Below are 25,393 nucleotides of genomic sequence, written 5' to 3' on the forward strand. Positions count from 1 at the left end.
CCGTCGGCCTAGCTCGTCCCGTCCAGCCGGTCGCGCAGCATGCTCCAGCCGAGCAGCATGTTGGGCGCGTGCCGCAGCAAGGCATGGAACGGGATTGGCGCCGGCGACGCATAGGGCAGCGGCAGGTCGCGGGCCTCGGTTCCAGAGGCCCAGTCCGCCAGCACCTTGCCCATCGCCGTTGTCATCGCGATGCCGCGGCCGTTGCAGGCGCGTCCGGCGATCAGGCCCGGACCGAGGTCGATCAGGTGCGGCAGGAAATCCGGTTCAACCGCTGCCATTCCCGACCAGCTGTAGGCAAGCGGCGGCAGGTCGGGCAGACCGAGATGCCGACCAAGCCTTCGCCAAATCGTCTGCGGTACGCGCGTGTCGGCACCAGCGCCAAGGATGTTCATGCCGCCGCTGATCAGCCGGTTTTCGGCGTCGAAGCGGAAGGTGAACAGATTGCGTCTGGTGTCACCGACGCCTTGCCCGCCGGGAAGCAACCGGCTGCGTACTTCACGAGGCAATGGCGCTGTCGCGGTCTGGAAGACTTTCAGCGGGAAATAGGTTCGCTGCAATGACGGATTGAGGGACCAGCCATAGGCGTTGGTGGCGATCAGCACCTTGCCGGCGCGTACTGAGCCAGATGGGGTTTTTAGCATCCAGCCATCGGCTATGCGATCAACCGAGGCGACGCGCGTCTGCTCGAAGACCTTCGCGCCGGCTTTCTCCGCCGCATCGGCAAGCCCGCGCGCATAGGCGACCGGATTGAGCACGCCGCCGCAACGATCCATCCAGCCGCCGGCATAGCCCGGCACGCCCGTCAGGGCTTCGATTTCCTGCCGGTCCAATGTGACTGCCGGCCGGCCAAGCTGTGCCCATTGCCCGGCACGTGACTTGACCTTCTCGAAGGCGGCAGGCGAATGCGCAGGCTGGATCCATCCGTTCTGCACGGCGTCGCAGTCGATGCCGTGCTGCCGGATCAGGCGGAAGACCAGGTCGGCGCTGCCGGCGGCGAAATCGATCAGCCTTTCGCCGCGCGACGGTCCGAGATGGGCCAGTATGTCGACTGGATCCATTTTGGCGAAGTTCGGCACGACAAAGCCCGCATTCCTGCCGGTCGCACCCCAGGCGATGAATTCGGCTTCGAGAACGGCGACGGAAAGGCCTTTCCCCGCCGCGTGCAGCGCGGTGGAAAGACCGGAAAAGCCACCGCCGACGATGGCCAGGTCGACAGCGAGCCCGCTCTGCAGCGCCGGCCGCTCGCGGCGGTTGCGGCTGACGGCATGCCACAGCGAAGCGCCATGCGTTTCCCGCCGAACCGTGGCATTCATGACGGCGAAATGCTCCTGGCCGTCGCCGCCTTCGCCCGCTTACCTAACCAGGACCGCCGCGGTCTGTCGCCGAATAGGCCGTTCGGCCGGATCAGCAGTATGACGCAGAGCATGACGCCGATGGCGGCGATCTGCAGCGCGGCGGCGCGAGCCTGCTGTTCCGGCGGGAAGAGGATGCTGGTCAGCGTGCCCGATCCGGCCCATATCGCCCACACCAGGATGCTGCCGATGACGGCGCCGAGATTGCTGCCGGAACCGCCGACGATCAGCATCACCCAGACCTGGAAGGTCAGGATCGGCAGATAATTGTCCGGCGCGATGAAGCCGGTGAAATGCGCCTGCAGCGCGCCGGCCAGCGCCATGATGGCGCCGCCGACGGCAAAGGCCTGGACGCGGTAGAAACGCGCGCTCTTGCCAAGCGAGATCGCCGCCCGCTCATCCTCGCGCAACGCCTTCAAGACCCGCCCCCACGGGCTGCGCGACAAATGTTCCAAGGCGAGATAGGCGATCAGCGTCACCACCGAGACCACGCCAAGGTTGGACAGGTTGAACAGCAGCGGCGTCTCGGCAAGGCTGCCGAAGGGGCGCGGAATAAAACCGATGCCGAACGGGCCGCCGGTCAGTTTCTGCGCGTTGAGCGCGACCAGTTGCACGACGACGGCGACGCCGAAGGTGGTGATCGCCAGATAGTCGGATTTCAGCCGCAGCGTTGCCATGCCGGTAAGCGCTGCAGCGATGCCGCCGACGACCATGGCGCCCGCCCAGCCGACAAGGATCGGCAGGCCGAAGCCGCCCAGCCGCGCGGCATCGTCCGGTGTGGTCAGCAGCGCCGATGTGTAGGCGCCGATGGCGACGAAGCCGGCGAGGCCGACATTGAACAGCCCGGTCAGGCCCCACTGCAAATTGAGCCCTAGCGTGACCAGCGAGAAGATCAGCGCTGTGGTCAGGAAGAAGGCGCCGTAGCCGAGCAGGTCCATCAGCGTTCCCTCACACCAAACAGGCCGATCGGCCGCACGAACAGCACCGCCATCAGGATGATGAAGGAAACGGCGGCGCGCCACTCGGCGCCGATCAACTGCACCGCACCAGCCTCGGCGAGCCCGATGATCAGGCCGCCGAGCACCGCACCGGGAATGCTGCCGATGCCGCCGAGAATGGCGGCGGCGAACATCGGCAGCAGCATGTCGAAGCCCATGAACGGGCGGATCTGCACCAGAATGCCGATCATCACGCCGGCGACGCAGGCGAGAGCGCCGCCGATGACCCAGGTGACGCGCACCACGCTGGCGACATCGATGCCGACGATGCGGGCCAGCGCCGCGTTCTGGCTCAAGGCCTGCATCGAGCGGCCGGTCTGCGTGCGCGTTATCAACAGATGCACGCCGAGCACCAGCACCGCGGTCAGCAGCAAAAGCGCGATCTGGTCGGGTGTGATGCGGATGCCGAAGCCGACCGGCATGGCGATCTGGATCGCGCGGCTGAAATAGGTCGGCCGCGAGGTGAAGGTGAATTCGAGCAGGCTTCTCAGCGCCATCGAGGCGCCGAAGCTCGCCATCACCACGATGATCGCCTGGCCTTGCGAGCGAAGCCGCGAAAACAGCACCTTGTCGAGCAGCAGCGCCAAGAGCGCGGTGAAGGCCATGCCGATAACGAGCGCAACAATGAGCGGCCAGCCGAAGGACAGCGGTGCGATCGGCGCCACCTTGCCTACTGTCGCACCGATGGCGCTGACGACGGCCAGCGTCGCATAGGTGCCCCATGCCATGAAGTCGCCATGGGCGAAGTTCGAGAAGCGCAGGATCGAATAGGTAAGCGTCACGCCGATGGCGCCGAGGCCGATCATCGAACCCGTCAGCAATCCGTCGACGACAAATTGCAGGCTCATGCCTCACCTCCTTTCCCTGCCTTAGATGGGCGCTGGCCGAGATAGAGTTCGGCGACCACCGGATCGTTCCACAATTCGGAGGCGATGCCCTCGTGCCGGTCCTTGCCTTCGACCAGGACATAGGCGCGGTCGCCGATGGCGAGCGCCGCCTTGGCATTCTGTTCGACCAGCAGGATGGTGACGCCGGACTTGCGGATGCCGGCCAGCATCTCGAACACCATCGAGACGAATTTCGGCGACAGGCCGGCCGACGGCTCGTCCAGCACCAGCACTCTGGGGTGGACGATCAGCGCCCGTGCGACAGCGAGCATCTGCCGCTGTCCGCCCGACAAATTGCCGGCGGCGGTGCGGCGCTGGCGGACGAGGTCTGGGAAGGCGGCATACATCTCCTCGATGCGGGCAGGGATTTCGCGCCGCTCGAGGACGCCGCAGGCGACCCTGAGATTGTCCTCGACCGACATCAGCGGGAAGATGTTTTCGGTCTGCGGCACGAAGGCCAGTCCAAGCCGCACCATGGTGTGGGCAGGCGCAGCGGTAATGTCCTTGCCGTCCAGAAACACCGTGCCACCGGTGATCGGGACGAGGCCGGCGATGGCCTTGATGAAGCTCGACTTGCCGGCGCCGTTGGGGCCCAGCACGACGACGATCTCGCCTTTTTTGACAGTGATCGAGGCGCCGCGCACGATCGGCACGCCGGGCTCGTAACCGGCTTCGAGGTCGCGGACATCGAGGACGATCTCGCTCATGCCGCGCCTCCGAGATAGGCCTCGATGACACGTGGGTCGCGAGCGACTTCTTCGGCCGTGCCTTCGCTGAGCAGCTGGCCGCTCGCCATGACGAGGACGCGATGGCAAAGCCGCGTCACCATATCGATATTGTGCTCGATCAGCAGGAAGGTGATGCCACGCGCGTTGATGTCCCGGATGCGGTCGATGATGACCTCCAGCAGCGTCGCGTTGACGCCGGCCGCCGGTTCGTCGAGCAGTATGATCGCCGGGTCGGCCATCATCACGCGGGCGAGTTCGAGCAGCTTGCGCTGGCCGCCGGAAAGCACCCGCGCCGGCTCATGCGCGAGATGGGTGAGGGTGACCAGTTCCAGCAGTTCGAGCGCCTTTGTCCTGGCGGCTCTTTCCTGCGCGGCGACGCGCCATGGCGTGATGAAATTGGCGAGCAGCTTTTCGCCGGCCTGGCCCTGTGCGGCCAGCATAATGTTTTCGATCAGCGTCAGATTGGGCAGCGGGCGCGGGATCTGAAAAGTTCGGCCAAGGCCATGACCGATGCGCAGATGCGCGGCTTCGCCCGAGACAGGCGTGCCGTTGAGTAGGATCTCGCCGCTGGTCGGCAGGATGCTGCCGGCGAGCAGGTCGAACATCGTCGTTTTGCCTGCACCATTGGGGCCGATCAAGCCGAGGATTTCTCCCGCTTTGACGTCAAACGAGACATCGTTGACCGCGACAAGGCCGCCGAACCGCCTGACGACATTCCTTGCCGTCAGAACCGGCGCGCGGGTTTCCCCTTGCCGTTTGGTTGCCTCGCTCATCAAACCCTCTGGCCGAAGACGATCGTTGCCGTCTCCTGATTATGATTTGTGATCACACTTGCTTTGATCACGCTATTCGGCTTTAATTTCATCCGCAAGCCGAAAACCGGCCAAGAACGGAATTCCATGCAAAAGGCTGCCATCGAAAAGAACAACGAGGCGATCGCGGCCCAGCTTGCGCCAGTCGGCCGCGAAACTGTGCAGGACCGCGTCTACTCGGAATTGCGCCGCGCCTTGATCGGCGGCCTGTTCGAGCCGAGCCAGGTGCTGACCATCCGTGGCCTAGCTGACGCCTTGGTCACCTCGACCATGCCGGTGCGCGAGGCGCTCGGCAGGCTGATCACGGAAAAGGCGCTGGAGGCGCTGCCCAACCGTTCGGTGCGTGTGCCGCCGATCACATTGGAACGGCTGGATGATCTCTTGCGTGCCCGCATCCTGATCGAGGGCGAAGCGATCGCGCTGGCCGCCGCCCGCATGGGCCCGCGCCAGATCGCCACCATCGAAACCATTCTCGGCGAATGGGACGAGATGCGGGCGCTGAAACACAAGAAGGACGTCGATCGCGAAGTGACGCTCAATCAGAGCTTTCATTTCAAGATCTACCGCTCCTGCGGCTCGGCCGTGCTGATCCCGATGATCGAGAGCCTGTGGCTGCAATCGGGGCCCTGCATCCGCGTCGCTATCTATGCCTTCTCGGAGGCCGGCGAAGTCGACACCGCCCAGTATCACCGCCGCATCGTCATGGCGCTGTCCACGCAGGATGCGCAGGCGGCGCGCGAATCGCTTGTCGCCGACATCAGCCGCCCCTTCACCTTCCTGCGCAGCAAGCTGCAGGCCGCCGCCGCGAAAGACCAGACATGACCGCCATCAGGATCACCGAGCCGCGCTCGCAGCTTTCCGTCACGGCGCTGCTGCTGCCCGAGAAGGCACCGGAAAACGCTGCCTTCCTCTCGGCCTATCTCGGCACGCCACGTGTCGTCCCTGGCATCCATGCGATGTGGACGGGGCCGGAAATCTCCTGTCCGGTTCCCGCGGCCGATCTCGAGGGCCAGGCCTATGCGAAACCGTTGCCGGCCGAGAACGCGACGCTGACGCCGCAGCCGGGCGACATCGTGCTTTCCTACGTGCCGCCACGCATGTGGGGCGGCAATCCCAATGCGATCTTCGACATCGGCCTCTACTACGGGCAGGGCGCGCGGCTCTTGTTCCCGATCGGCTGGCTGGCCGGCAGCGTGGTGGCGCAAGTGCGCGTCGAAGAGCGTGACCGGTTCGCCGCCGCTTGCGGTGTCATCCGCCGCAACGGCGCCTGCGATGTTACCTTCAGCCTGATGGAGGCTTGAATGGCCGACGACAGTTTCGAGCTGTTCGATCTTCGCGTCGAGGCGGTCATCCCGGAGGGCAAGCCGATCTATTGCGGCGCCAAGGAAGGCGACTATTTCGAACTTAAGGGCGAGATGCTGTCGATGCCGGCAGGGCAGGGTTTTTCGATCTATTCGCTCGCCGCCGTCTTGCCTCTGCTGGCGGCCAAGCAGCGCCCAACCCACCCGAACGACTGGATGACCTCGGACGCGGAGATCGCTTGTCCCGATCCCAATTGCGCCAGCCGGCTGAGGATCGTCAGGATGGCCAAGCGGCGGTTCAGCCACGCCGAGACCACGGCGGTGCCGCTGCCTAAAGAGGATGACCTGAGATGAGTGCCAAGACCTTCGAACTCGGCTCTGGCTACACCATCTCGCGCGTCATCCGCGGCGGTTGGCAGCTGGCCGGCGGCCACGGCGCCATCGACCGCAGCCAGGCGGTGGCCGATCTGATCGCCACCTTCGATGCCGGCATCTGGACCTATGATTGCGCCGACATCTACACCGGCGTCGAGGAATTGATCGGCGCCGCGCGCCTGCGACTGGCCAGTGAGCGCGGCCTCGATGTCGCCGCCCGGATGAAGGTGCACACCAAGCTGGTGCCCGACCTCGAACGGCTGGCCAGCATCAGCCGCGACTACATCAGGAGCATCGTCGACCAGTCATTGCGGCGGCTGAAGACCGAGCGGCTCGATCTCGTTCAGTTCCACTGGTGGGATTATGACCAGCCTCGCTATGTCGAGGCGATGGGCTGGCTCGACGAGCTTCGGCTTGAAGGCAAGGTGCGCAATCTCGGCACCACCAATTTCGACACGCCGCGCCTGGCTGAAATCCTTGCCGCCGGCATACCGCTGGTCAGCCAGCAGCTGCAATATTCGGTGCTCGACCAGCGGCCTGGCAACAGCTTGGCGAACCTCGCCGCCAAACACGGCGTCAGCTTCCTCTGCTATGGCTCGGTGGCCGGCGGCTTTCTCAGCGACAAATGGCTCGGCGTGGCCGAACCGGCCACGCCGCTCGAAAACCGCTCGCTGGTGAAATACAAGCTGATCATCGACGATTTCGGCGGCTGGGGCCTTTTCCAGCACCTGCTTCAGGCGCTGAAGGCCGTTGGCGACCGCCACGGCGTCGACATCGCCACCATCGCCAGCGCCTGGGTGCTGGAGCAGCCGCAAGTGGCGGCCGTCATCGTCGGCGCCCGCAACCAGGCGCATGCGCTGGCCAATGCAAAGATCATGGACGTTGCGCTCGACGCCGAAGACCGGGCGCGGATTGCCGCCGTCATCGCGCAAGGCACCGGTCTCGAGGGCGACGTCTACACGCTGGAGCGCGACCGTCACGGCCGTCACGGCTCAATCATGCACTACAACCTCAATGCGGGGAAGAAATGAGCGACGAGCCCTCCCTGTTTTCACGCGCCAGCGCCGAAATCATCGACCTGCACCGCTTCTTCGTCGACTGGTTCGTCGCTGCGCGCGCCAACACGGTGGACTTCGGCCGCTTCGAACGCGCCATGGGCAAAGACCTCAGCATGGTGGCGCCGGACGGGCAGATCCTCGACCGCGAAGCGGTCATCGATCATGTCCGCGCAAGCCGCGCTTCCTGCGACGATGGTTTTGCCATTTCGATCGAGGACATCCGGCCCGGCTGGCAGGACGCCGATACCATCGTCGTCCTCTATGTCGAAGCGCAGCTGCGCGCAGGCAAGCACAGCCGCCGCCAGTCCAGTGCCGTCTTCACCACCAGTTCATCGGCGCCCAACGGCGTTGAATGGCGACATCTGCATGAGACCTGGCTGCAGGTGCCGGAACGCTGAACAGGCTCCAGAATTCAAATACAGTCGAGTAACGAAAGGGGAACAACAATGACAAAGACGATACTCCAACTCACCACCGCGCTCGCCCTCGTCACGATGGCGGGTGCTGCGCAAGCCGCCGATTGCAAGATCACCGTCGGCCTCGTCATGGAGCTGACCGGCCCGGCCGGCGAATACGGCCAGGCCGGCGCCAAGTCGGTCGAGATGGCCTTCCGCGACATCAACGGAGCCGGCGGTGTGCGCGGCTGCGATCTCGTCACCGACACGCGCGACAGCCAGAGCCAGGGCAACGTCGCCGTTGACGCCGCCACCCAGCTGGTTCAGGTCAAGAAGGTGCCGGTCATCATCGGCGGCATCATCTCCTCGGTGTCGATCCCGATCCTGACTTCGGTCACCGCACCAGCCAAGATCGTCCAGGTCTCGCCGGCTTCGTCCTCGCCGACGCTGACCGCGCTCGGCCGCGACGGCAAGACCAACGGCATCTTCTTCCGCACCATCACCTCGGATGCGCTGCAGGGCGTCGCCGCCGCCAAATACGCCGTCGACAAGGGTTTCAAGAAGCTGTCGATCATCCATGTCAACAACGATTTCGGCGTCAACATGGTGGCCGAATTCTCACGTGCCTACAAAGCGCTCGGCGGCACCATCGTCTCCGACACGCCCTACAATGAGAAGCAGTCGAGCTATGCCTCGGAAGTCACGGCGGCAATGGCCGGCGAACCGGACGGTCTTTACCTCGTCAGCACGCCGGTCGACGGCGCTACGGTCGCCCGTACCTGGATCTCGCAGGGCGGCGTGCAGAAATTCCTGCTCAATGACGGCATGAACAGCCCGGACTTCATCGAATCCGTCGGCGCCGATTATCTGAAGGAAGCCTACGGCACGTCCTCCGGCACCAGCCCGACGGCCTCGACGGAGTATTTCACCAAGAACTACAAGGAATTCTCCGGCATCGAACCGACCAATCCGGCGGCCGACCGCTCCTATGACGCCGGCGCGATTGTTGGTCTGGCCATCGCCATCGCCGGTTCGGAGGATCCGGCCAAGATCAAGGACGCGATGTACAAGGCCGTCGATCCTACCGGCACGCCGATCTTTGCCGGCAAGGAAGAATTCGCCAAGGCGCTCGGCCTGATCAAGGACGGCAAGCCGATCCGCTATGAAGGTGTCATCGGCCCTGTCGCCTTCGATAAATATGGCGACATCACCGGCCCGTTCCGCCTGTGGAAGATCGTCGACGGCAAGGTGGCAACGGACGGTGAAATGACCACCGACGATGTCAACGCGCTGCAAGCCAAGCTTCAGTAAGACAACTCTCCGGTATCGATCACGATCCATCGTGATCGATACCGGACGATTGTCCTGTTTTACATTGCCGACGGACACGGACGACGTCGCTTTGCGTGGACGAGCGTTTGCCCGGCAGGCGGCGTTTCGGCCGAACATGGCATCGGTCTCGACAAGAAGAAGTGGCTGCATCTGGTCCGCAGCGACGCCGAGATCGCCACGATGCGGCGGCTGAACGCAGCGCTTGACCCGAGAAACATCCTCAATCCGGGACGGGTCTTCGACCTCGACCCGACTGCCTTCTGCCGATGACGATCCCGCACAGCCTGACGCATCAGCCGCTTTGCCTTGCCGCTTCGCGGATGGTCTGCAGCAGGATGGAAAAGGCCGGCGAGGGCGCGGTGTCGGTCCGCATGGTCAGGCCGACCGGTCCCTTGGTTTCCTCGGTGTTGACCGGCAGGGCGACGAAGGCGCCGCTGCCGAGTTCATTGGCAACGACGCCAGCCGAAATGATCCAGACGGCATTGCTTTGCCGCAGGAAGGCGCGGCCGAAGGAGTCCGAGACGGTTTCGATCTCGGTTGCCGGCGCCGTCATGCCGTTGGTGATGAACAGGCGGTCGACGAAGGGGCGGATGACCGATTCCCGCGTCGGCATCAGCATCGGGAATTCGTCGAGCCGTGCGAACACATCCTGTCCCGGATCGAGCAGCGGATGTCCGGCTCGCACCACGAACAGCACCGGTTCAGAATAGAGGTGCTCGAAGAAGAAGCCGGTCATGTTTTCCGGCGCCGCCAGCCGTCCGACGACAAGATCGAGCGCGCCGGTGCGCAACTGTTCGAGCAGCACGGCGTTCTCGCCGGTGACGATCTTGATCGCCGCACCTGTGTCCTCCTCGAGGAACAGACCCATGGCGAGCGGTATCACCCGCGCCGACACTGTCGGCAGCGCGCCGATGCGGATCGGGTGCCGGCTGACCGCTCCGTCCTGGCGGACGGAATCGATGCCTTGCTTGAGTGCCGTGATCGCCGTTCCGGCATGGCGAAGAAAGATCTCGCCGATGCGCGTCAGTCGGATGCCGCGGCCGTCGCGCTCGACCACCGCAACCCCCAGCGCCCCTTCCAGCTCGCGCAATGTCTTGGTCACTGCCGGCGGGCTGACATGCAGCAAGTCAGCCGCTCGTGCCACGCTTCCCTGCCGCGCGACCTCCAGGAATGCCTGCAAATGGCGGAACCGGATCCGGCTCTCAGACATGAATTAATAACCCATGAGTTAATGAAACGACGCAAAATATCATTTTACTGAACCAAACGCCTTGTGCAATGTGGGGGCAAAGGACCGAAACCGTGCCATTCCTCACCATCGGCGGCATCACGCTGCACCATCGCCACATCAAGGCGAGCGGCAATGCGCGCCCTATCATATTCATCAATTCACTGGGCACCGACTTCCGGATCTGGGACGAAATTGTCTCGGCGCTCGATGGTGAAATGCCGCTGCTGGTCTATGACAAGCGCGGTCACGGGCTGTCCGACATCGGCGACATCAGGTCGATCGACGATCATGTCGATGATCTCTCGGGCCTCATCGATCATTTCGAATTGAGCAAAGTCGTGCTGTGCGGCCTGTCGGTCGGCGGCATGATCGCGCAGGGGCTCTATGCCAGGCGACCTGAAATCGTCGAAGGCCTGATCCTTTGCGACACGGCGCACAAGATCGGCACGACGGACAGCTGGAACACACGCATCGCAACGGTCGAAAGCAAGGGCATCCAGGCGATTGCCGATGGCGTGCTCAAAATGTGGTTCACCCCCGCCTTCCACGCGGCGCGTCCAGCCGAGCTCGACGGCTATAGGAACATGATGACCAGGCAAGCGCTCGCCGGTTACATCGGGACCTGCGTTGCCGTTCGCGATGCCGATTTCACCGATGCCGCACGCCGCATCGCGGTGCCGACACTCTGTGTCGCGGGCGACCAGGATGGCTCGACGCCGCCCGATCTCGTCCGCTCGCTGGCCGAGCTGATCCCCGCCGCGCGCTTCGAGATCATCCGCGACGCCGGACACATTCCTTGCGTCGAACAACCCGAAGCGCTGGTCGCCCTAATCCGCAGTTTTATCGCGTCGCTTGCCCCTGGAGCAGAAACTCATGGATGAAGTCCCCGGCGACGCAGCCAGATATCGCAAGGGGCTCGCGGTGCGGCGCTCGGTACTCGGCGACCGGCATGTCGACCGGGCCGAAATCGCCGCCACCGATTTCGACCAGCCTTTCCAGGAGCTGATCACCGAGGCTGCCTGGGGAACCGTGTGGGCGCGGCCGGGCTTCACCAAGCGTGAGCGTTCGATCGTCACGCTGGCGCTGCTGGCCGCACTCGGCCATGATGAGGAGATCGCCATGCATGTGCGCGCCACCGCCAACACCGGTGCGTCGCGCGACGACATCTGCGAGGCGTTCCTGCATGTCGCCATCTATGCCGGCGTGCCGGCCGCCAACCGTGCCTTCAAGATCGCCAAGGAGGTGTTTTCGGAAATGGACGGGAGCCAGAATGCCCGCTGAGTCCGGCTCGACCCGGAGGCCCGAGACCGGCGCCTTCTTCCAGCGCGACCGGACATGGCATCCGCCGGCTCTGACGCCGAACTATAAAACCTCGGTGCTGCGCTCACCGCAAAAGGCGCCGCTGTCGTTCGACAACACGCTATCGGAGATTGCAGGCCCGGTCTTCGGTCACGCCATGCTCGGCGAACTCGACGCCGACCTGATCCACAATTTCGCCAGGCCCGGCGAGAGCGCGCTCGGTGAGCGCATCCTCGTCTATGGGCGGGTGCTCGACGAACGCGGCGTTGGCGTGCCCGGCGCGCTGCTTGAGTTCTGGCAGGCCAATGCCGGTGGCCGCTATCGCCATAAGAGGGATGGCTATCTGGCGCCACTCGATCCGAATTTTGGCGGTTGTGGCCGAACTATTACAGGCGAGGATGGCTTCTATGCGTTTCGTACCGTCAAGCCCGGTCCCTATCCCTGGCCGAACGGGCCGAACGACTGGCGGCCTTCGCACATCCATTTCTCTGTCTTTGGTCACGGCTTTGCGCAGCGGCTGATCACGCAGATGTATTTCGAGGGCGATCCGCTGATCTGGCACTGCCCGATCGTGCGCGGCATCCCCGACAAGGCGGCCATTGAGACGCTGATCGCAACGCTCGACATGCAAGCGACGATCCCCTTCGACGCGCGCGCCTACAAGTTCGACATCGTTCTGCGCGGGCGCCGCGCGTCGCGGTTCGAAAACAGGCTGGAGGGCAATTGATGGCTCAGTCGCTCGACCGGCTCAGGGAGAGCCCCTCGCAGACCGCCGGACCGTACGTCCATATCGGGCTGACACCCAATTTCTGCGGCATCGGCGGTGTCTATCCGACCGACCTTGGCGCCACCATGGTCAACGACAAGACCAGGGGCGAGCGCATCGGCCTGCGCATCCGGGTGCTCGACGGCACCGGCACGCCGCTCAAGGATGCGCTGATCGAGATCTGGCAGGCGGATGCCGACGGGCTCTACAATTCGCCGGCAGAACCGCGCGGCACGGCCGATCCCAACTTCTTCGGCTGGGGCCGTTGCCCGACCGACATGGACACCGGCCTGTGTGCGTTCGAGACGATCAAGCCTGGCCGCGTCCCGTTCAACGATGGTCGCCTGATGGCGCCGCATATCACGCTCTGGATCGTCGCCCGCGGCATCAATCTCGGCCTGCACACAAGACTGTATTTTTCCGATGAGGAAAAGGCCAATGCTGAAGATCCGATCCTTGCGCGGGTCGAGCACCGCCTTCGCGTGCCGACGCTGATCGCCGAGCGCCAAGGCGATATGTATGTCTTCGACGTCCATCTCCAGGGGGAGAAGGAAACGGTCTTCTTCGATAGCTGATGCTCAGGAGGCCTGTGACATGACTGTATCGCCTTTCGACCATCCGCTGCTCTCCGCTCTTCTCGGCGACGAAGAAGCGGCGAGGCATTTTTCCGTCGAGGCGGAAATCGAGGCCATGTTGGCCTTTGAACAGGCGCTGTCGCAAGCGGAGGCCGATAACGGGATAATCTCCAAAGATGCCGAGGCAGCTATCGTGGCGGCGCTTGGCACGTTCCGGCCGAACACGGCTCTGCTGCGAGCCGGGGTCGCCAAAGACGGCGTCATGGTGCCGGAGTTGGTGCGCCAGATCAGGGCGGCGGTCGGCGAACCGCATGGCCAGAAAGTGCATTTCGGCGCGACCAGTCAGGACGTCGTCGACACGGGCCTGATGCTTCGGCTGAAACCCGTCGTCGAGCATCTCGATCTGCTGTTGACCGAAACCGTCATGCGCCTCGCCTCGCTCGAAGAGCGTTTTGGCGGCAGGGCGCTGACCGGCATGACGCGTATGCAGAAGGCGATTCAGATCAAAGTGCAGGATCGTGTGGCAGCGTGGCAGGGGCCGCTGCAACGGCATCAGGAAAGGCTGCCGGAACAGTCGAGACGCTTGCTGGTGGTGCAGTTCGGCGGTGCCGCCGGCACACTGGAAAAACTAGGCGACAAAGGAAAGGCAGTGCGCGCAGCCCTGGCCGTCAGGCTTGGTCTTGGCGACGCACCGCAATGGCAGAACCAGCGCGACGCTCTCGCCGATTTTGCCGGTTGGTTATCGCTGCTGACCGGCAGCCTCGGCAAATTCGGCCAGGACATCGCTCTGCTGGCGCAAGGTGGAACCGAAATCAAACTTTCCGGCGGTGGCGGCTCGTCTACCATGCCTCACAAGCAGAACCCGGTGAAGGCCGAAGCGCTGGTGGCGCTTGCCCGCTTCAACGCCACGCAGCTTGCCGGCCTGCATCACGCGCTCGTGCATGAGCAGGAGCGGTCGGGTGCTGCATGGACGCTGGAGTGGCTATTGCTGCCGCAGATGGTCGTCGCAACGGCAGCGTCGCTGCGCCTTGCCGCCGAACTGGCCGCACAGGTCGAAAGTCTCGGCCACTGATGCGCACGCAAATCGTCGTCATCGGGTCCGGGCCGTCCGGGCTGCTGCTTGGGCAATTGCTGGCCGGCATCGGCGTCGAGACGGTCATTCTGGAACGCGCAAGCCGCGAGCACGTGCTTGGCCGCGTGCGGGCAGGGGTGCTCGAACAGGGCACCGTCGAATTGCTGGAACAGGCCGGCGCGGCGGCAAGGCTGCATGCCGAAGGGCTGCCGCATACTGGCATCTCGCTCGCCTTCGACGGACGCTTGCATCGCATCGACCTCAAGGCGCTGACCGACGGCAGGCATGTCACCGTCTATGGCCAGACCGAGGTGACGCATGATTTGATGGACAAGCGCGACGCGGCTGGGCTGACCACGATCTACGAGGCGGCAAATGTCGCTCTGCACGATTTCGACGGCACCGCGCCTTTCGCCACCTATGACAAGGATGGCGTCACGCATCGCATCGACTGCGACTTCGTTGCCGGCTGCGACGGTTATCATGGCGTCAGCCGCAAATCGGTGCCCGAGCGTACCCTAAAAATCTTCGAGCGGCAGTATCCGTTCGGCTGGCTCGGCGTGCTGGCCGAGGTGCCGCCAGCCGACCGCGAACTGGTCTACGCCAATCACGAGCGGGGTTTTGCGCTGTGCTCGATGCGCTCGACGCATCGCAGCCGCTACTATGTGCAATGCCCCCAGGACGATCGCGTGGAGGCGTGGTCGGATGAGCGCTTCTGGGACGAGTTGCGCCGCCGCTTGCCGGAGCAGACCGCGGCAAATGTCGTCACCGGCCCATCTTTCGAGAAATCGATCGCGCCGCTGCGCTCCTTCGTTGCCGAGCCAATGCGCTTCGGCAGGATGTTCCTGGTTGGCGACGCCGCCCATATCGTACCGCCGACCGGGGCGAAAGGCCTCAACCTCGCCGCCAGCGACGTGCGCTATCTCTTCGCAGGTTTGCGCGACTTCTACGTCGAGAAGTCACATGATGGCATCGACGCCTATTCCGGCAAGGCGCTGGCACGGGTCTGGAAGGCGGTGCGCTTTTCCTGGTGGATGACGACGATGCTGCACCGTTTTCCCGACACCGGCGATTTCGGGCAACGCATCCAGGAGGCCGAACTCGACTACCTCGTGCACTCGCGCGCCGCATCGACCGCGCTCGCCGAGAACTATGTCGGCCTGCCTTATTGAGGGCTGCGGATCATCCAGCGCCTTGCTGCCTGGCAAAATCCAAAAGCATCGGGCGCTGCCCCTTGAGGATTTTCACCTCGGCCTCGGGCAAGGTGAACCAGCCCGCTCTGTCGACCTCCGGGAACTCCTTCAGGGATCCCGACCTTGGCGGCCATTCCATGGTGAAGCTGTTGCTCTTGATGGAGGTCACATCGATGTCGATGGTCGCCTCGACGGACCAGGCCGAGACGATCTTGCCGCCCGGTTGCCTGTAGTCGCCGAGACGAGTGAAGTATCCATCGACCTTGACGCCAAGCTCTTCCTCGGTCTCGCGTTGCGCTGCCGTCAACTCGTCCTCGTTTTCGTCGACAAGACCCTTCGGTATCGACCACGCACCATCGTCCTTCTTCGCCCAGAAGGGGCCGCCCGGGTGAACCAGCAACACTTTGAGACCACCGTCTTCGCGGCGATGGATCAGCAATCCCGCACTCCGTTTTGCCATTTTATATGTCCGTCTGCGAAGCCGGCAGCCTGCCACTGGTTCCTTGAATCGTTGACGCGAACCTTGCACCAAGGGATTGCGACGCTATGTCAGGCGCGGCTGCATTGCACCTCACCCGCGAGTCCGGCAATCTGATACCATCGCCTATTTGGCGGCTCGAAGGCTAGGTGACGATGCAACTCGGTCTTATTGGCTACTACAGCGACTTCGTCGTGTATCCGCTGGTAATCGCCGTGCTGGCAGTGGCCGGGCTGCTCGAAGCCGGCGAAGAGGGTGCGCCGGGCTGGATAGGCACGGTCCTCGCCTGTCTCGGCCTCTGGACGCTGATCGAGTATGTGCTGCACAGGTTCGTTCTTCACCACATTCCCTACATCAAGGACCTGCACGACCGTCACCATGTCGAGGAGCGCAGTTCGGTGGGCACGCCGACCTGGCTCAGCCTCGGGGTGCATGCGCTGGTCGCGTTCCTGCCGCTATGGATGATCTCGGATTTCGCCACCGCTAGCGCGGTAAGCTGCGGGTTGATGCTGGGGTACCTCTGGTACATCAGCATCCACCACATGATCCATCACTGGCATCCCGCGCATCCGAGCTATCTCTACACGCTCAAGCGTCGCCACGCGGTCCATCACCACATCGAGGAAACGGCCAATTTCGGTGTGACGTCGGCGTTCTGGGATCGCGTTTTCGGGACGGCGCGGCTCTAGTCCGAGGCCAGATCAACCCCAATCGTTCAACGCCTCTTCCCGCGACCTCCGGGAGACTTGGCTCCGCGGGGTCCGCTCTGAGCCGGCGTGTTGTTCTGGTTTTCGTCGGACAGCTTGCGCCAGCGGGCAAGGCGCTCGGGATCGAGCGTCCCGGCCTTCAAGGCAGCCTGCACAGCACAGCCCGGCTCATGCACATGCGTGCAGTCGCGGAACTTGCAGAGCGGCGCGAGCTCGGTGATTTCGGCAAACAGCGTGTCGATGCCATAGCCGACGTCGCTGACTTGCAGCGTCCGCATTCCCGGCGTGTCGATCACCCAGCCGCCGCCGGCAATGGCGTGCAGCGATCGCGACGTGGTGGTGTGGCGTCCCTTGGCATCGTGCTCGCGTATGCCTCCGGTCTGCTGCGGCGATTGCTGCCCCGATCCGGCCAGCGTGTTGACCAGCGTCGATTTGCCGACGCCGGAGGAGCCGATCAGCGCCACCGTCTGGCCGACACCGCACCAGGCAGCCAGGATGGTTGCCGCATCCGATGTCCGGGGGTTCAGCGTCACGACCGGCAATCCACGCTGCAACGCGGCAGCCTGCCTTGCATATGTCTCGGCGTCTTCAGCGGTATCGGCCTTGGTCAGCAGGATCACTGGCGTCGTTCCGGCCTCATTGGCGAGTGCCAGATAACGCTCGAGCCGGGCGGGATTGAAGTCGGCATTGCAAGAGGTGACGATGAACAGCGTGTCGACATTGGCCGCGGCAAGCTGCGGCACCCTGCCGCCCTGGGTGCGGCGCTCCAGCACCGTCTTGCGGACCAGGCGGCGCTGCACAAGGTGTTCATGCCCATCGACCAGTACCCAGTCGCCGACCGCATAGTCGCCGGTGTTCGCCTGCGCCGGCAGCGTCAGATCGACCGGCCCTGCCTGGGACAGGCCGGTCAGGCGATCGCGGTGGACGGTGGCGATCCGCGTCGGGACAAGATCGGCGTCGTCGGGTTCGAGCTGGTCGCCAAAAAAATCCGTCCAGCCCAGGCCGGCAAGCGATGGCATGGAGTGGTCCGTCACGGCTTTGACCACGGCGTCGCGGACATCGGAGAGTATCCCTGGCAGGTGAGGCGCGGACGGGGTGGGCAATTGCCCAGCTGTATGGGCGGCATGGCGGCATTTGGCAAGCAGGCCCGGAGCCGAGAGCGAGCGGCAAGCTTCTGCAGCCCATCCCTCGATCGTCGAACTGACGATCAAGTCGATGAAACAGCGCTATCCGAAAGCGTTTGGCGGGAAAAAACGGCGGCGAGCCGCCTCAATTTTGAAACGTTAACGAATAATTTGACGCATGCAATGTTTTTGGGTTCTATTGGTAACTGTGAAAATTGACTGAATAAGTTCCATCCAGCATTGTCGCATCCGGTCAACGGCCGCATGACTGGGGCGGGCCGATCATGACAGGGATCAGGAATATATCGATGGCGGAGAAGACGCACCGCACGATGGATGACTTCGCCCAGGCATGCGGGGTGTCCCGGCCGACGTTGTCCAAATATTTCGACGATCCGGCGAGCGTGAAGCCGGCGACGCGGGCGCGCATCGAAGCCGCCCTGCGCTCCTCGGACTATCAGCCCAACCTTTTCGCCCGAAATCTCAACCGCAAGCGCACCCGCAACATCGGCATCGTCGTGCCGACGATCACCGATCCGTTCTACGCCGAGATGGTCAGCCGCATCGAATTTCGCTGCCGCGACGAAGGCTACTGGCCGATCGTCATCTCCTCGCATGGTTCGCCGAAGCTGGAGGCGGAGTCGGTCAGGACGCTGCTGTCCCTGAAGGTCGCCGGCGCGATCATCGCCCCACTGGGTCTGGCTTCCGACCGCGGCGTCTTCGACAAGCTCGGGCAGGATATTCCGATTGTCTATTTCGACACCTATATCGAGGGCGATACGCCGTTCGTCGGCAACGACAACCGGCAGAGCGTCTCGACCATCGTCGACTATCTCTGCCGTTCGGGTGAGCCGCCGGTCTATCTCGACATCCCACACGTCAACCACAACTCCGGCGAACGCCAGGAAAGCTACATCGTCGCGATGGAGACCGCCGGGTTCAAGCCGGTCGTCATCGAAGGCACCCGCGATTACACCTGGGACTTCGAACGCATCGGCTACGAGCAGACGGAAAAAATGCTGGAGGCCGGCGCCTTGCCCGGCCGCACCATCCTGTGCGCCAATGATCGTCTCGCCTTTGGCGTGATGGCGGCTGCGTACTCGCGCGGCCTGAAGGTCGGCCGCAGGCCCGATTGCGATCTGCGGGTTGCAGCACACGACGATCATCCGCTGAGCCGCTACACCTGCCCGGCGCTGACCACCATGGCGCAGGATTTCGCCGCCATGGCCGGCCGCAGTGTCGAGATCCTGCTGGCCTTGCTGGACGAGGCCGATCCGCCGAAGCAGGACATGGCGCGCACCGTCAAGCTCGGCGCCACCCTGGTGATGCGTCAGTCAGCCTGAGCGACCGGCGTCAGCTTTTCTCGAACTGGCGCCAGGCAGCCACCGCCTCGGCCACCGCTTGCCGGGCAGCGGGGATATGGCGTCCCATTGAGACGAAGCCGTGGATCTGGCCCGGCCATTGCCGCAGGATGAGCGGAACGCCCGCGGCTTGCAGGCGCGCCGCATAGGCTGCCCCTTCGTCGGCGAGGATGTCGCAGCCGGCAAGCGCTACAAAGGTCGGCGCAACGCGGGCGAGGTCAGGCGCCAGCAAGGGCGAGACGCGCCAGTCCATGATGTCCTCGGGCGTTCGCACATAGTGGTCGCGGAACCATGCCATGGTGGTTGCGGTGAGCCCGAAGCCGTCGCCGAAACGCTGGTAGCTATTCGATGCCTGCCGAGCGTCGGTGTTGGGATAGATCAGGAGTTGCGCCGCAAGCGGAGGCGCAAGCCCATCGCGGGCAAGCAGCGCCAGCACCGTGGCGAGATTGCCGCCGGCGCTGTCGCCGGCAACGCCGATGCGTCTGATGTCGATGCCGAGACCTGCGGCATTCTCCGCTATGAAGCGCAGTGTTGCCAGGCAATCCTCGAGCCCGGCGGGAAATTTGTGCTCTGGCGCCAGGCGATAATCGGGACAGACAATGACGGCGCCGCCGAGATTGGCCATCAGGCGACAGATCTCGTCATGCGAATCGAGGTTGCCGACGACCCAGCCGCCGCCATGCAGATAGAGCAGCGTCGGCGCCCCGCTTTGCGGTGCGCCAATGCCGCGATGGATGCGGAGCGCAATGGGCCCGTTCGGCGCTTGGATTTGCTGTTCCAAAGTCGTTGCAACCGGCTCGTGCTCGCCCTGCAGCGTTGGGAACGAGGCATTGTAAGCGGCGCGTGCCGCCACCACGCTGCCGGTCTCGAACGGCTCGCCGCCGGCCGCGCGACCGATTTCGAGGACGCGCAGCGCATCCGGATCGAGCGTCATCGTCATATCCTCAGGCCAGCAGGCTGCTCGCCTCTTCCTCGGTCAGCAGGGCCGGCTGCACGACATCGCCCGCGATGGCGATTGATCCCTGTGTTTCACCGGAGCGCAGGATAGCCTCCATGATCTCCAGTACATGCAGCGCGAGGCTGCCGGAGGCCCGTGGGGTGTTGCCGGTTTGAAGCGAGCGCACCAGATCGGCGACGCCGAGCATGCGGTAATTGGCGCGATCGGGTGCCGCATAAGGCCAGTTGCGGGCGCCGTAGAGATCGCCCTCGCTGGCGAAATCCTGCCAGTCGGTGCCGCGTTCCGACAGCGACACCGTGCCGCCGAACGTGTCGGGGTCGGGCAGGCGCAGCGAGCCCTCCGTGCCGTGCAGTTCGATCGGATGGTTGGAGTGGCGAAAGACGTCCCACGAGGCGCCGAAGGTGACGGTCGCGCCGGAGCGGAACTCGAGCAGCGACAGCACATTGGTCGGCGTGCCGACCTTGAATGTGGTGTTCTTGAATGGCCCTTCGGCGGTGATCAGCCTTTCTTCCTGGCCGCGTGTCGCCATTGCCATGACGCGCTCGACCGGGCCGAGCAGATTGACCAGCATGGTCAGATAGTACGGACCCATGTCGAACACGGGGCCACCGCCTGGCTGGTAGTAGAATTGCGGGTTGGGGTGCCAGTGCTCCATGCCGCGGCCCATCATGAAGGCGGTGCCGGTGACCGGACGGCCGATGGCGCCGTCATTCATCAACCGGCGCGCACGGCGCCCGGCAGCACCGAGGAACGTGTCGGGCGCCGAGCCGAGCAGCAGGCCGCGCGACCGCGCCTCGTTGACCAGGCGTTGTCCGTCGGCGGCCGAGGTGGCGAGCGGCTTTTCGGTGAAGACGTGCTTGCCGGCCGAAAGCGCGGCAAACGAAATATCGAAATGCGCCGCCGGAATAGTCAGGTTGAGGACAAGATCGATCTCCGGGTCGGCCAGCAACGCATCGACGCCGAGTGCCCGTATGCCATATTCCTTCGCCCGCACCGCCGCCATGTCGGCCGAAATATCGGCACAGGCGCGCAATTCGATCCCGCCAAAAAGCCCGGCGTTGCGCAGGTAAGTCATCGAGATGTTGCCGCATCCGATGACGCCGATCCCGAGTTTGGTCTTTGATGTTCCGTGCATTTCGATCCTGCCTCCCAAAGCGCTCATGGCCCGCCGGATCCGCCCAGCCGTTAGACGGATCGCATTCGCAAAAGGCTATACAACATTTTAAATATTGACGCGCGTAAAATTTTTATACAACATGCGAAAATGCTGGTGCGATATCGGGGAGGCCGCCAGCCCTGGGAGGAGAAAATGACCGAAAGAACGGCCGCCTATGCGGATCCCGTGGCTCATGCGCGCATCGGATATTTCCGCCGCGGCCAGGGACCGCGACTGGGTCAGGCATAGATCACCTTGGCCCCGGTCCTATCAAGCTGGCTGCGTATCGGACCCGACAGGCTATCGTCGGTGATCACGACATCGACGCTCGACAGCGAAAAGGCCTTGGACGTCCCGCTGACGCCCCATTTGCTCGAATCCGCAAGGAGGACAACGCGCCGGGCCATGCGCACGAGGTTTCGCTTCGTTCGCGCCATGTCTTCGTTCACGTCGACCACATCCAGTGACGAGTCAATCGCATGCGCTCCAACAAAGACTTGATGCGCCACCAAGCCGCCGAGAGCCGTGTCGGCATCGGTGATCAGTGTGCTCACCGTGTCTGGATAGACCCGGCCGCCGATCATGTGAACGTCGAGCCCGGGCCGATGCATCAGATGCTGCACGATATTCATCGCCGTGGCCGCGACCACGACATTGCTGAGCGGCGGTAACAGCATGGCAACCTGCATCAATGTCGAGCCGCCGTCGAAGATGACCGACTGGTTGTCCTCGAACAGTTCTACCGCTGCCCGGGCGATGCGTTTCTTTGCATCGAGGTTCGTTTGCATCCGCCGGGCGAACGCGGCCGTGGTCGAATCCGTGGTCCGGGTCACCGCGCCTCCGCGGGTCTTGGTCAGCAGTCCCTTACGGTCCAGTATCTCGAGGTCGGAGCGCACCGTGACTTCCGATACGCCAAAGTTGTCTGACAGGTCCTTGATGCGGACCTGTCCGCTGCGTTGCACTTCACCCAGGATCGATTGGCGTCTCTGCTCTGACAACATTGCCCTGTCCTTGCCTCCATCCGCCAAGCAATCACCCTGGCCTCGGTTCACTCTACCAAAAATATGCGAATTCGAAAGCTTTCGAAAGATTGCATTTGTCTTTTCTTTCGCAAACACTGGGTGCAGGATTTTGAAATCAATCGATTGGAGAATTTTGAACTCATGAGCCTCGGAACCAAGGTGCGCCTGGCGCGCCTCTTCTCACATCCATCGGGGAATCTTTTTGGCGGCGCGGTCGACCACTTTGTCGGCTATGGCGACGTGCGCAAAGGAGGTCTTGCCGATCTGCCGGGCGCCCTTGCACGCGTCATGGTAGGCAAACCCGACTACGTCAGCATCCAGCCCGGCACCGCGCGCCATCTGTGGCCGCAATACGCGGGCAAGGCTTGCCTGGTGATCCAGGCCGGCTGCTTCACCCCGGACGATCGCATCAGTGAACTGATTGCAACGCCTGAGGATGCGGTGCGCGCTGGCGCCGATGCGTTGGCCGTGGCCATTCCGGTGCGCGGCGCGACCGAGGGCAAATACATACGCTGGCTGACCGATTCGGTGAACGCGGCGGCCCGTTACGGCATGCCGGTGGTGGCGCATATCTACCCTCGCGATTTCACCGACGGGGCAAAAATCGTCTTCACCCCCGACGAGATCGCCTATGCGGCACGCATCGGCTACGAGTCCGGCGTCGATGTGATCAAGATCGGTTACACGGGCGATTTCGAGTCGTTCCGAGAGACCGTTCGGACCTGCCCGGTGCCGGTTGTGATCGCCGGCGGTCCGAAGACCGACACGCTGCTCGGCGCCCTTCAGCAGACGGCGGACGCCATCCGTGCCGGCGCGCGCGGTGCCGTGGTGGGCCGCAATCTCTGGGGGCACGGCGATCCGGAAAAGGCAGCGATCGCCTTTCGGGGCGTCATCCATGACGGCCTTTCGGCGCAAGACGCCCTGGCGAAGGCGGGTGCCTGAACCATGCCCGCCGTCCCTTCAATCCTCGGCTTCGGAGCTATTGCGATCGACGACATCGTCTATGTCGATCAGCCGTTGTCGGCGGGCAAGGGGAAGGTTCTGCAAAGTGCCCGAGCTTTCGGGGGAAATGTCGCGACGGCACTTGCCGCCGTGGCGCGGCTCGGCGGAACCGCCGGGTTCGTCGGATGGCTGGGCAGTGCCGCCGACGACGCCGTGTTGTGCGATCTCGTTGCGAGCGGCGTTGAAACCGCGTTCGCGCCGCGCCACCCGCACGCGCGCCCGGTGCGCTCGCGGATCACCGTCGGTTCGGATGGGGAGCGATTCATCGCGTATGACGACGAAGCGATGCTGGGCACCGCGCCGGACTTTCCGGACGAGGTTCTCAGCCGCGCGACCGTCCTGATCGTCGACAGTTACGGGGTCGGGTCGCTGGATGTCGTGGCTCGGGCTCGCGATCTCGGCCTTGCGATCCTCGGCGATGTCGAATGGAGCCACGGCCCGGCCACCGAGAGACTGATCGGGCTCTGCGACCATCTCATTCTTCCGCTCGGCTTTGCGCGGACCGCCACCGGCCGCCGGTCGCCGGCCGAGATACTCGACGCATTGTGGTTGCCGTCGCGGTCCGCCGTGGTTCTGACGGATGGCGGCAGGGGCGTCTTCTATCGCGGACGCGACGAGACAGGGCTCTGGCACCTGCCTCCGCACCGGGTTGCCGTCGTCGACTCGACCGGCGCCGGTGACTGCTTTCATGGCGCCTATGCCCTTGCATTGACGCGCGGGATCGACACCGCAGGCCGGGTCGCATTCGCGGCCGCGGCGGCGGCCCTTTCGATAACGGGGCGGGGCGGGCGCGAGGCGCTTCCGACCCACGACCAGGTCAAGCAACTCCTGGCATCGACAAACGCGCCGTCGGCAGCCGAACTGAAATATGCGCGGCTCGATACCGGAACATAGCCTAGCTATCCGAGGAAAAATTTCGCAGGTGAACGTAAGCCGAGGAAAATCATAAAAATCAGCGGCTTAGACTTGTGGAGGGAGGAATATGGCAGAAGTCGTTCTTGAGAATATCTGCAAGACATACGGGAACAATTTTCACGCAATCGACCAATTGAACCTGTCGGTTAAGGACGGTGAGTTCTTGATTCTCGTCGGGCCGTCCGGCTGTGGCAAATCCACCGCGTTGCGGATGATCGCGGGATTGGAGGACGTCACCAGCGGCAGCCTTCGGATCGGCGGTGTCGACGTCGTCGACATGCCGCCCAAGGACCGCGACATCGCGATGGTCTTCCAGAGCTACGCCCTCTACCCGCATATGACGGTGTTCGAAAACATCGGCTTTTCGATGCGGCTGGCAGGCAAGCCGAAGGCCGAGCGCAAAAAGCGCGTGGACGAGATCGCCAAAACCCTTCAACTGACGTCTCTGCTGGGCAGCAAACCCGCGAACCTTTCAGGCGGGCAGCGTCAAAGGGTTGCCATGGGCCGCGCCATGGTGCGCGAGCCGGCAGCCTTTCTCATGGACGAACCGCTTTCCAATCTGGATGCGAAACTGCGTGTTCAAATGCGCGCCGAAATCACCAGTCTGCAAAAGCAGCTCGGCGTAACGACCATATATGTGACCCACGACCAAACCGAAGCCATGACGATGGGCGACAGGGTCGCGGTGTTGAAAGGCGGCGTGCTGCAGCAGGTCGACACACCCAAGAGACTCTATGAATCGCCGGTGAACGCCTTCGTTGCCGGCTTCATCGGGTCTCCTTCGATGAACCTTTTCGAGGCGACCCTGACGGGCGACGAACTGATGTCCGGCGCCCTGGCCATCCGGCTGCAGGATGCAGCCTTCGTGCGCAGGCCGGGCTTGAAGTCGTATGCGGGGCGCAAGGTCGTGTTCGGCATACGACCGGAGGATCTCTATGACAGCAGCCTCGAATCCGGCCGCAAGTATCAGACGATACCGGCAAAGGTGACCTCGATCGAAGAACTTGGATCCGAACAAATCGTCCATCTCGACATCGACGCGGTCCGGGTGGACTCCGGCGACCCTGACGCGGTGCAGGATTTCGGCCTGGCGTCGAATGCGGTGGCGAAATTCGAACCGACCAGCACAGTCCGTTCCGGCTCGGAAATCAGGTTGGCCCTGGATGATACCAAGCTCCATTACTTCGACCCGGAGACGCATCTGGCAATCTGAGTATCAGCGAAGACCCGCGGGTGAGGGTGAGGCGCCTGCGTAAGAAGACTTCTGAATAACCAGACGATCGGCCGCATTGTGCG

The 25,393-nt window shown here is 63.7% G+C and carries 28 protein-coding genes and 1 pseudogene; 18 read left to right on the plus strand and 11 right to left on the minus strand.

Features of this window, described 5'->3' with window-relative positions; genetic code table 11:
- Positions 1-8: 8 nt before the first annotated feature.
- Genes AC0L24_RS01190 through AC0L24_RS01210 form a run of 5 tightly spaced genes read right to left on the minus strand, consistent with a single transcriptional unit; the run spans position 9 to position 4,738 of the window.
- Positions 9-1,313 carry an NAD(P)/FAD-dependent oxidoreductase gene (locus AC0L24_RS01190; RefSeq protein WP_127398651.1) on the minus strand — a complete coding sequence of 435 codons (1,305 nt, stop codon included), beginning with the start codon at positions 1,311-1,313 and terminating at the stop codon, positions 9-11.
- Positions 1,310-2,293: a branched-chain amino acid ABC transporter permease gene (locus AC0L24_RS01195; protein WP_164874023.1), complete on the minus strand. Its 984-nt coding sequence runs from the start codon at positions 2,291-2,293 to the stop codon at positions 1,310-1,312. Before AC0L24_RS01195 ends, AC0L24_RS01190 begins: the two co-directional genes overlap by 4 nt.
- On the minus strand, positions 2,290-3,198 hold the full coding sequence (locus AC0L24_RS01200; RefSeq protein ID WP_127327031.1) for a branched-chain amino acid ABC transporter permease: 909 nt from the start codon (positions 3,196-3,198) through the stop codon (positions 2,290-2,292). Before AC0L24_RS01200 ends, AC0L24_RS01195 begins: the two co-directional genes overlap by 4 nt.
- On the minus strand, positions 3,195-3,944 hold the full coding sequence (locus tag AC0L24_RS01205) for a branched-chain amino acid ABC transporter ATP-binding protein (RefSeq protein ID WP_127381440.1): 750 nt from the start codon (positions 3,942-3,944) through the stop codon (positions 3,195-3,197). The genes AC0L24_RS01200 and AC0L24_RS01205 overlap by 4 nt, the downstream gene beginning before the upstream one ends.
- Positions 3,941-4,738, minus strand: a complete 798-nt coding sequence (locus AC0L24_RS01210; RefSeq protein ID WP_127398307.1) for an ABC transporter ATP-binding protein — start codon at positions 4,736-4,738, stop codon at positions 3,941-3,943. Before AC0L24_RS01210 ends, AC0L24_RS01205 begins: the two co-directional genes overlap by 4 nt.
- Before the next feature lie 126 nt (positions 4,739-4,864).
- Here AC0L24_RS01210 and AC0L24_RS01215 point away from each other — a divergent pair, with 126 nt between their 5' ends.
- The 7 genes and pseudogenes from AC0L24_RS01215 to AC0L24_RS01245 all read left to right on the plus strand — a co-directional run.
- On the plus strand, positions 4,865-5,599 hold the full coding sequence (locus AC0L24_RS01215) for a GntR family transcriptional regulator (protein WP_127811105.1): 735 nt from the start codon (positions 4,865-4,867) through the stop codon (positions 5,597-5,599).
- The gene (locus tag AC0L24_RS01220; RefSeq protein ID WP_127270673.1) at positions 5,596-6,078 is read left to right on the plus strand and encodes a DUF3830 family protein; all 483 of its coding nucleotides are present in this window, start codon (positions 5,596-5,598) and stop codon (positions 6,076-6,078) included. The genes AC0L24_RS01215 and AC0L24_RS01220 overlap by 4 nt, the downstream gene beginning before the upstream one ends.
- Positions 6,079-6,432 (plus strand): TIGR04076 family protein, encoded by a 354-nt coding sequence (locus AC0L24_RS01225; RefSeq protein ID WP_127270671.1) that lies wholly within the window; start codon positions 6,079-6,081, stop codon positions 6,430-6,432.
- Complete coding sequence (locus tag AC0L24_RS01230) at positions 6,429-7,484, plus strand: aldo/keto reductase (RefSeq protein ID WP_127811104.1); 1,056 nt, start codon at positions 6,429-6,431, stop codon at positions 7,482-7,484. Before AC0L24_RS01225 ends, AC0L24_RS01230 begins: the two co-directional genes overlap by 4 nt.
- Positions 7,481-7,909, plus strand: a complete 429-nt coding sequence (locus AC0L24_RS01235) for a DUF4440 domain-containing protein (protein ID WP_127266587.1) — start codon at positions 7,481-7,483, stop codon at positions 7,907-7,909. Before AC0L24_RS01230 ends, AC0L24_RS01235 begins: the two co-directional genes overlap by 4 nt.
- 48 nt (positions 7,910-7,957) lie before the next feature.
- Positions 7,958-9,217, plus strand: a complete 1,260-nt coding sequence (locus AC0L24_RS01240; protein WP_127396357.1) for an ABC transporter substrate-binding protein — start codon at positions 7,958-7,960, stop codon at positions 9,215-9,217.
- A 117-nt stretch (positions 9,218-9,334) separates the two neighbouring features.
- Positions 9,335-9,508 (plus strand): annotated as a pseudogene (locus tag AC0L24_RS01245) (FAD-linked oxidase C-terminal domain-containing protein); the annotation flags it as partial.
- Positions 9,509-9,530: 22 nt separating this feature from the next.
- Here the strand turns inward: AC0L24_RS01245 and pcaQ are convergent.
- Positions 9,531-10,448: a pca operon transcription factor PcaQ gene (gene pcaQ, locus AC0L24_RS01250; RefSeq protein WP_127396356.1), complete on the minus strand. Its 918-nt coding sequence runs from the start codon at positions 10,446-10,448 to the stop codon at positions 9,531-9,533.
- 92 nt (positions 10,449-10,540) lie between these two features.
- Between pcaQ and pcaD the strand changes: the two genes are divergently transcribed.
- Genes pcaD through pobA form a run of 6 tightly spaced genes read left to right on the plus strand, consistent with a single transcriptional unit; the run spans position 10,541 to position 15,353 of the window.
- Complete coding sequence (pcaD, locus tag AC0L24_RS01255; protein WP_127811103.1) at positions 10,541-11,350, plus strand: 3-oxoadipate enol-lactonase; 810 nt, start codon at positions 10,541-10,543, stop codon at positions 11,348-11,350.
- Positions 11,343-11,750 (plus strand): 4-carboxymuconolactone decarboxylase, encoded by a 408-nt coding sequence (gene pcaC, locus AC0L24_RS01260; RefSeq protein WP_127318459.1) that lies wholly within the window; start codon positions 11,343-11,345, stop codon positions 11,748-11,750. The genes pcaD and pcaC overlap by 8 nt, the downstream gene beginning before the upstream one ends.
- On the plus strand, positions 11,740-12,495 hold the full coding sequence (pcaH, locus tag AC0L24_RS01265) for a protocatechuate 3,4-dioxygenase subunit beta (RefSeq protein ID WP_127318461.1): 756 nt from the start codon (positions 11,740-11,742) through the stop codon (positions 12,493-12,495). The genes pcaC and pcaH overlap by 11 nt, the downstream gene beginning before the upstream one ends.
- A complete protein-coding gene (gene pcaG / locus AC0L24_RS01270) occupies positions 12,495-13,109 on the plus strand; it encodes a protocatechuate 3,4-dioxygenase subunit alpha (protein ID WP_127396354.1) in 615 nt (204 codons plus the stop codon). Before pcaH ends, pcaG begins: the two co-directional genes overlap by 1 nt.
- 19 nt (positions 13,110-13,128) lie before the next feature.
- Positions 13,129-14,181 (plus strand): 3-carboxy-cis,cis-muconate cycloisomerase, encoded by a 1,053-nt coding sequence (locus AC0L24_RS01275; protein ID WP_127811102.1) that lies wholly within the window; start codon positions 13,129-13,131, stop codon positions 14,179-14,181.
- A complete protein-coding gene (pobA, locus tag AC0L24_RS01280; protein ID WP_127811101.1) occupies positions 14,181-15,353 on the plus strand; it encodes a 4-hydroxybenzoate 3-monooxygenase in 1,173 nt (390 codons plus the stop codon). Before AC0L24_RS01275 ends, pobA begins: the two co-directional genes overlap by 1 nt.
- Before the next feature lie 10 nt (positions 15,354-15,363).
- On the opposite strand, the gene AC0L24_RS01285 is transcribed toward pobA, so the two are convergent.
- Positions 15,364-15,834, minus strand: coding sequence for an NUDIX hydrolase (locus AC0L24_RS01285; RefSeq protein WP_127397441.1), 471 nt, complete (start codon positions 15,832-15,834; stop codon positions 15,364-15,366).
- 173 nt (positions 15,835-16,007) lie between these two features.
- On the opposite strand from AC0L24_RS01285, the gene AC0L24_RS01290 reads away from it, so the two are divergent.
- Positions 16,008-16,541, plus strand: a complete 534-nt coding sequence (locus AC0L24_RS01290) for a sterol desaturase family protein (protein ID WP_127811100.1) — start codon at positions 16,008-16,010, stop codon at positions 16,539-16,541.
- A gap of 26 nt (positions 16,542-16,567) precedes the next feature.
- Here the strand turns inward: AC0L24_RS01290 and rsgA are convergent, their stop codons facing one another.
- Positions 16,568-17,578, minus strand: coding sequence for a ribosome small subunit-dependent GTPase A (gene rsgA / locus AC0L24_RS01295; protein WP_473563336.1), 1,011 nt, complete (start codon positions 17,576-17,578; stop codon positions 16,568-16,570).
- Positions 17,579-17,991: 413 nt separating this feature from the next.
- On the opposite strand from rsgA, the gene AC0L24_RS01300 reads away from it, so the two are divergent.
- A complete protein-coding gene (locus tag AC0L24_RS01300; RefSeq protein ID WP_127811099.1) occupies positions 17,992-19,026 on the plus strand; it encodes a LacI family DNA-binding transcriptional regulator in 1,035 nt (344 codons plus the stop codon).
- Positions 19,027-19,036: 10 nt separating this feature from the next.
- Here AC0L24_RS01300 and AC0L24_RS01305 read toward each other — a convergent pair whose 3' ends face one another.
- The 3 genes from AC0L24_RS01305 to AC0L24_RS01315 all read right to left on the minus strand — a co-directional run bounded on the left by AC0L24_RS01305 (position 19,037) and on the right by AC0L24_RS01315 (position 22,159).
- Positions 19,037-19,978 (minus strand): alpha/beta hydrolase, encoded by a 942-nt coding sequence (locus AC0L24_RS01305; protein WP_127811098.1) that lies wholly within the window; start codon positions 19,976-19,978, stop codon positions 19,037-19,039.
- Between the two features lie 10 nt (positions 19,979-19,988).
- Complete coding sequence (locus tag AC0L24_RS01310; protein WP_127811097.1) at positions 19,989-21,137, minus strand: Gfo/Idh/MocA family protein; 1,149 nt, start codon at positions 21,135-21,137, stop codon at positions 19,989-19,991.
- Positions 21,138-21,397: 260 nt separating this feature from the next.
- Positions 21,398-22,159, minus strand: a complete 762-nt coding sequence (locus AC0L24_RS01315) for a DeoR/GlpR family DNA-binding transcription regulator (protein WP_473563337.1) — start codon at positions 22,157-22,159, stop codon at positions 21,398-21,400.
- 162 nt (positions 22,160-22,321) lie between these two features.
- Between AC0L24_RS01315 and AC0L24_RS01320 the strand changes: the two genes are divergently transcribed.
- From AC0L24_RS01320 to AC0L24_RS01330, 3 genes are all read left to right on the plus strand, one after another.
- Positions 22,322-23,122 (plus strand): beta/alpha barrel domain-containing protein, encoded by an 801-nt coding sequence (locus tag AC0L24_RS01320; protein ID WP_127255183.1) that lies wholly within the window; start codon positions 22,322-22,324, stop codon positions 23,120-23,122.
- Positions 23,123-23,125: 3 nt separating this feature from the next.
- The gene (locus tag AC0L24_RS01325; RefSeq protein ID WP_473563338.1) at positions 23,126-24,076 is read left to right on the plus strand and encodes a PfkB family carbohydrate kinase; all 951 of its coding nucleotides are present in this window, start codon (positions 23,126-23,128) and stop codon (positions 24,074-24,076) included.
- An 88-nt stretch (positions 24,077-24,164) separates the two neighbouring features.
- Entirely contained in the window at positions 24,165-25,310 is a 1,146-nt protein-coding gene (locus AC0L24_RS01330) for an ABC transporter ATP-binding protein (RefSeq protein WP_473563339.1), read from the plus strand.
- The last annotated feature ends 83 nt before the right edge of the window (positions 25,311-25,393 follow it).

Source organism: Mesorhizobium sp. WSM4809 (genome assembly GCF_055811655.1).

Bases quoted from the DNA above. Each gene is read 5' to 3' on its own strand.
- AC0L24_RS01190 (WP_127398651.1), bottom strand. From the start codon at position 1,313: ATGAATGCCACGGTTCGGCGGGAAACGCATGGCGCTTCGCTGTGGCAT.
- AC0L24_RS01200 (WP_127327031.1), bottom strand. From the start codon at position 3,198: ATGAGCCTGCAATTTGTCGTCGACGGATTGCTGACGGGTTCGATGATC.
- AC0L24_RS01205 (WP_127381440.1), bottom strand. From the start codon at position 3,944: ATGAGCGAGATCGTCCTCGATGTCCGCGACCTCGAAGCCGGTTACGAG.
- AC0L24_RS01210 (WP_127398307.1), bottom strand. From the start codon at position 4,738: ATGAGCGAGGCAACCAAACGGCAAGGGGAAACCCGCGCGCCGGTTCTG.
- AC0L24_RS01215 (WP_127811105.1), top strand. From the start codon at position 4,865: ATGCAAAAGGCTGCCATCGAAAAGAACAACGAGGCGATCGCGGCCCAG.
- AC0L24_RS01220 (WP_127270673.1), top strand. From the start codon at position 5,596: ATGACCGCCATCAGGATCACCGAGCCGCGCTCGCAGCTTTCCGTCACG.
- AC0L24_RS01225 (WP_127270671.1), top strand. From the start codon at position 6,079: ATGGCCGACGACAGTTTCGAGCTGTTCGATCTTCGCGTCGAGGCGGTC.
- AC0L24_RS01230 (WP_127811104.1), top strand. From the start codon at position 6,429: ATGAGTGCCAAGACCTTCGAACTCGGCTCTGGCTACACCATCTCGCGC.
- AC0L24_RS01235 (WP_127266587.1), top strand. From the start codon at position 7,481: ATGAGCGACGAGCCCTCCCTGTTTTCACGCGCCAGCGCCGAAATCATC.
- AC0L24_RS01240 (WP_127396357.1), top strand. From the start codon at position 7,958: ATGACAAAGACGATACTCCAACTCACCACCGCGCTCGCCCTCGTCACG.
- pcaQ (WP_127396356.1), bottom strand. From the start codon at position 10,448: ATGTCTGAGAGCCGGATCCGGTTCCGCCATTTGCAGGCATTCCTGGAG.
- pcaC (WP_127318459.1), top strand. From the start codon at position 11,343: ATGGATGAAGTCCCCGGCGACGCAGCCAGATATCGCAAGGGGCTCGCG.
- pcaH (WP_127318461.1), top strand. From the start codon at position 11,740: ATGCCCGCTGAGTCCGGCTCGACCCGGAGGCCCGAGACCGGCGCCTTC.
- pcaG (WP_127396354.1), top strand. From the start codon at position 12,495: ATGGCTCAGTCGCTCGACCGGCTCAGGGAGAGCCCCTCGCAGACCGCC.
- AC0L24_RS01275 (WP_127811102.1), top strand. From the start codon at position 13,129: ATGACTGTATCGCCTTTCGACCATCCGCTGCTCTCCGCTCTTCTCGGC.
- pobA (WP_127811101.1), top strand. From the start codon at position 14,181: ATGCGCACGCAAATCGTCGTCATCGGGTCCGGGCCGTCCGGGCTGCTG.
- AC0L24_RS01285 (WP_127397441.1), bottom strand. From the start codon at position 15,834: ATGGCAAAACGGAGTGCGGGATTGCTGATCCATCGCCGCGAAGACGGT.
- AC0L24_RS01290 (WP_127811100.1), top strand. From the start codon at position 16,008: ATGCAACTCGGTCTTATTGGCTACTACAGCGACTTCGTCGTGTATCCG.
- rsgA (WP_473563336.1), bottom strand. From the start codon at position 17,578: ATGCCATCGCTTGCCGGCCTGGGCTGGACGGATTTTTTTGGCGACCAG.
- AC0L24_RS01300 (WP_127811099.1), top strand. From the start codon at position 17,992: ATGGCGGAGAAGACGCACCGCACGATGGATGACTTCGCCCAGGCATGC.
- AC0L24_RS01305 (WP_127811098.1), bottom strand. From the start codon at position 19,978: ATGACGCTCGATCCGGATGCGCTGCGCGTCCTCGAAATCGGTCGCGCG.
- AC0L24_RS01310 (WP_127811097.1), bottom strand. From the start codon at position 21,137: ATGCACGGAACATCAAAGACCAAACTCGGGATCGGCGTCATCGGATGC.
- AC0L24_RS01315 (WP_473563337.1), bottom strand. From the start codon at position 22,159: ATGTTGTCAGAGCAGAGACGCCAATCGATCCTGGGTGAAGTGCAACGC.
- AC0L24_RS01320 (WP_127255183.1), top strand. From the start codon at position 22,322: ATGAGCCTCGGAACCAAGGTGCGCCTGGCGCGCCTCTTCTCACATCCA.
- AC0L24_RS01325 (WP_473563338.1), top strand. From the start codon at position 23,126: ATGCCCGCCGTCCCTTCAATCCTCGGCTTCGGAGCTATTGCGATCGAC.
- AC0L24_RS01330 (WP_473563339.1), top strand. From the start codon at position 24,165: ATGGCAGAAGTCGTTCTTGAGAATATCTGCAAGACATACGGGAACAAT.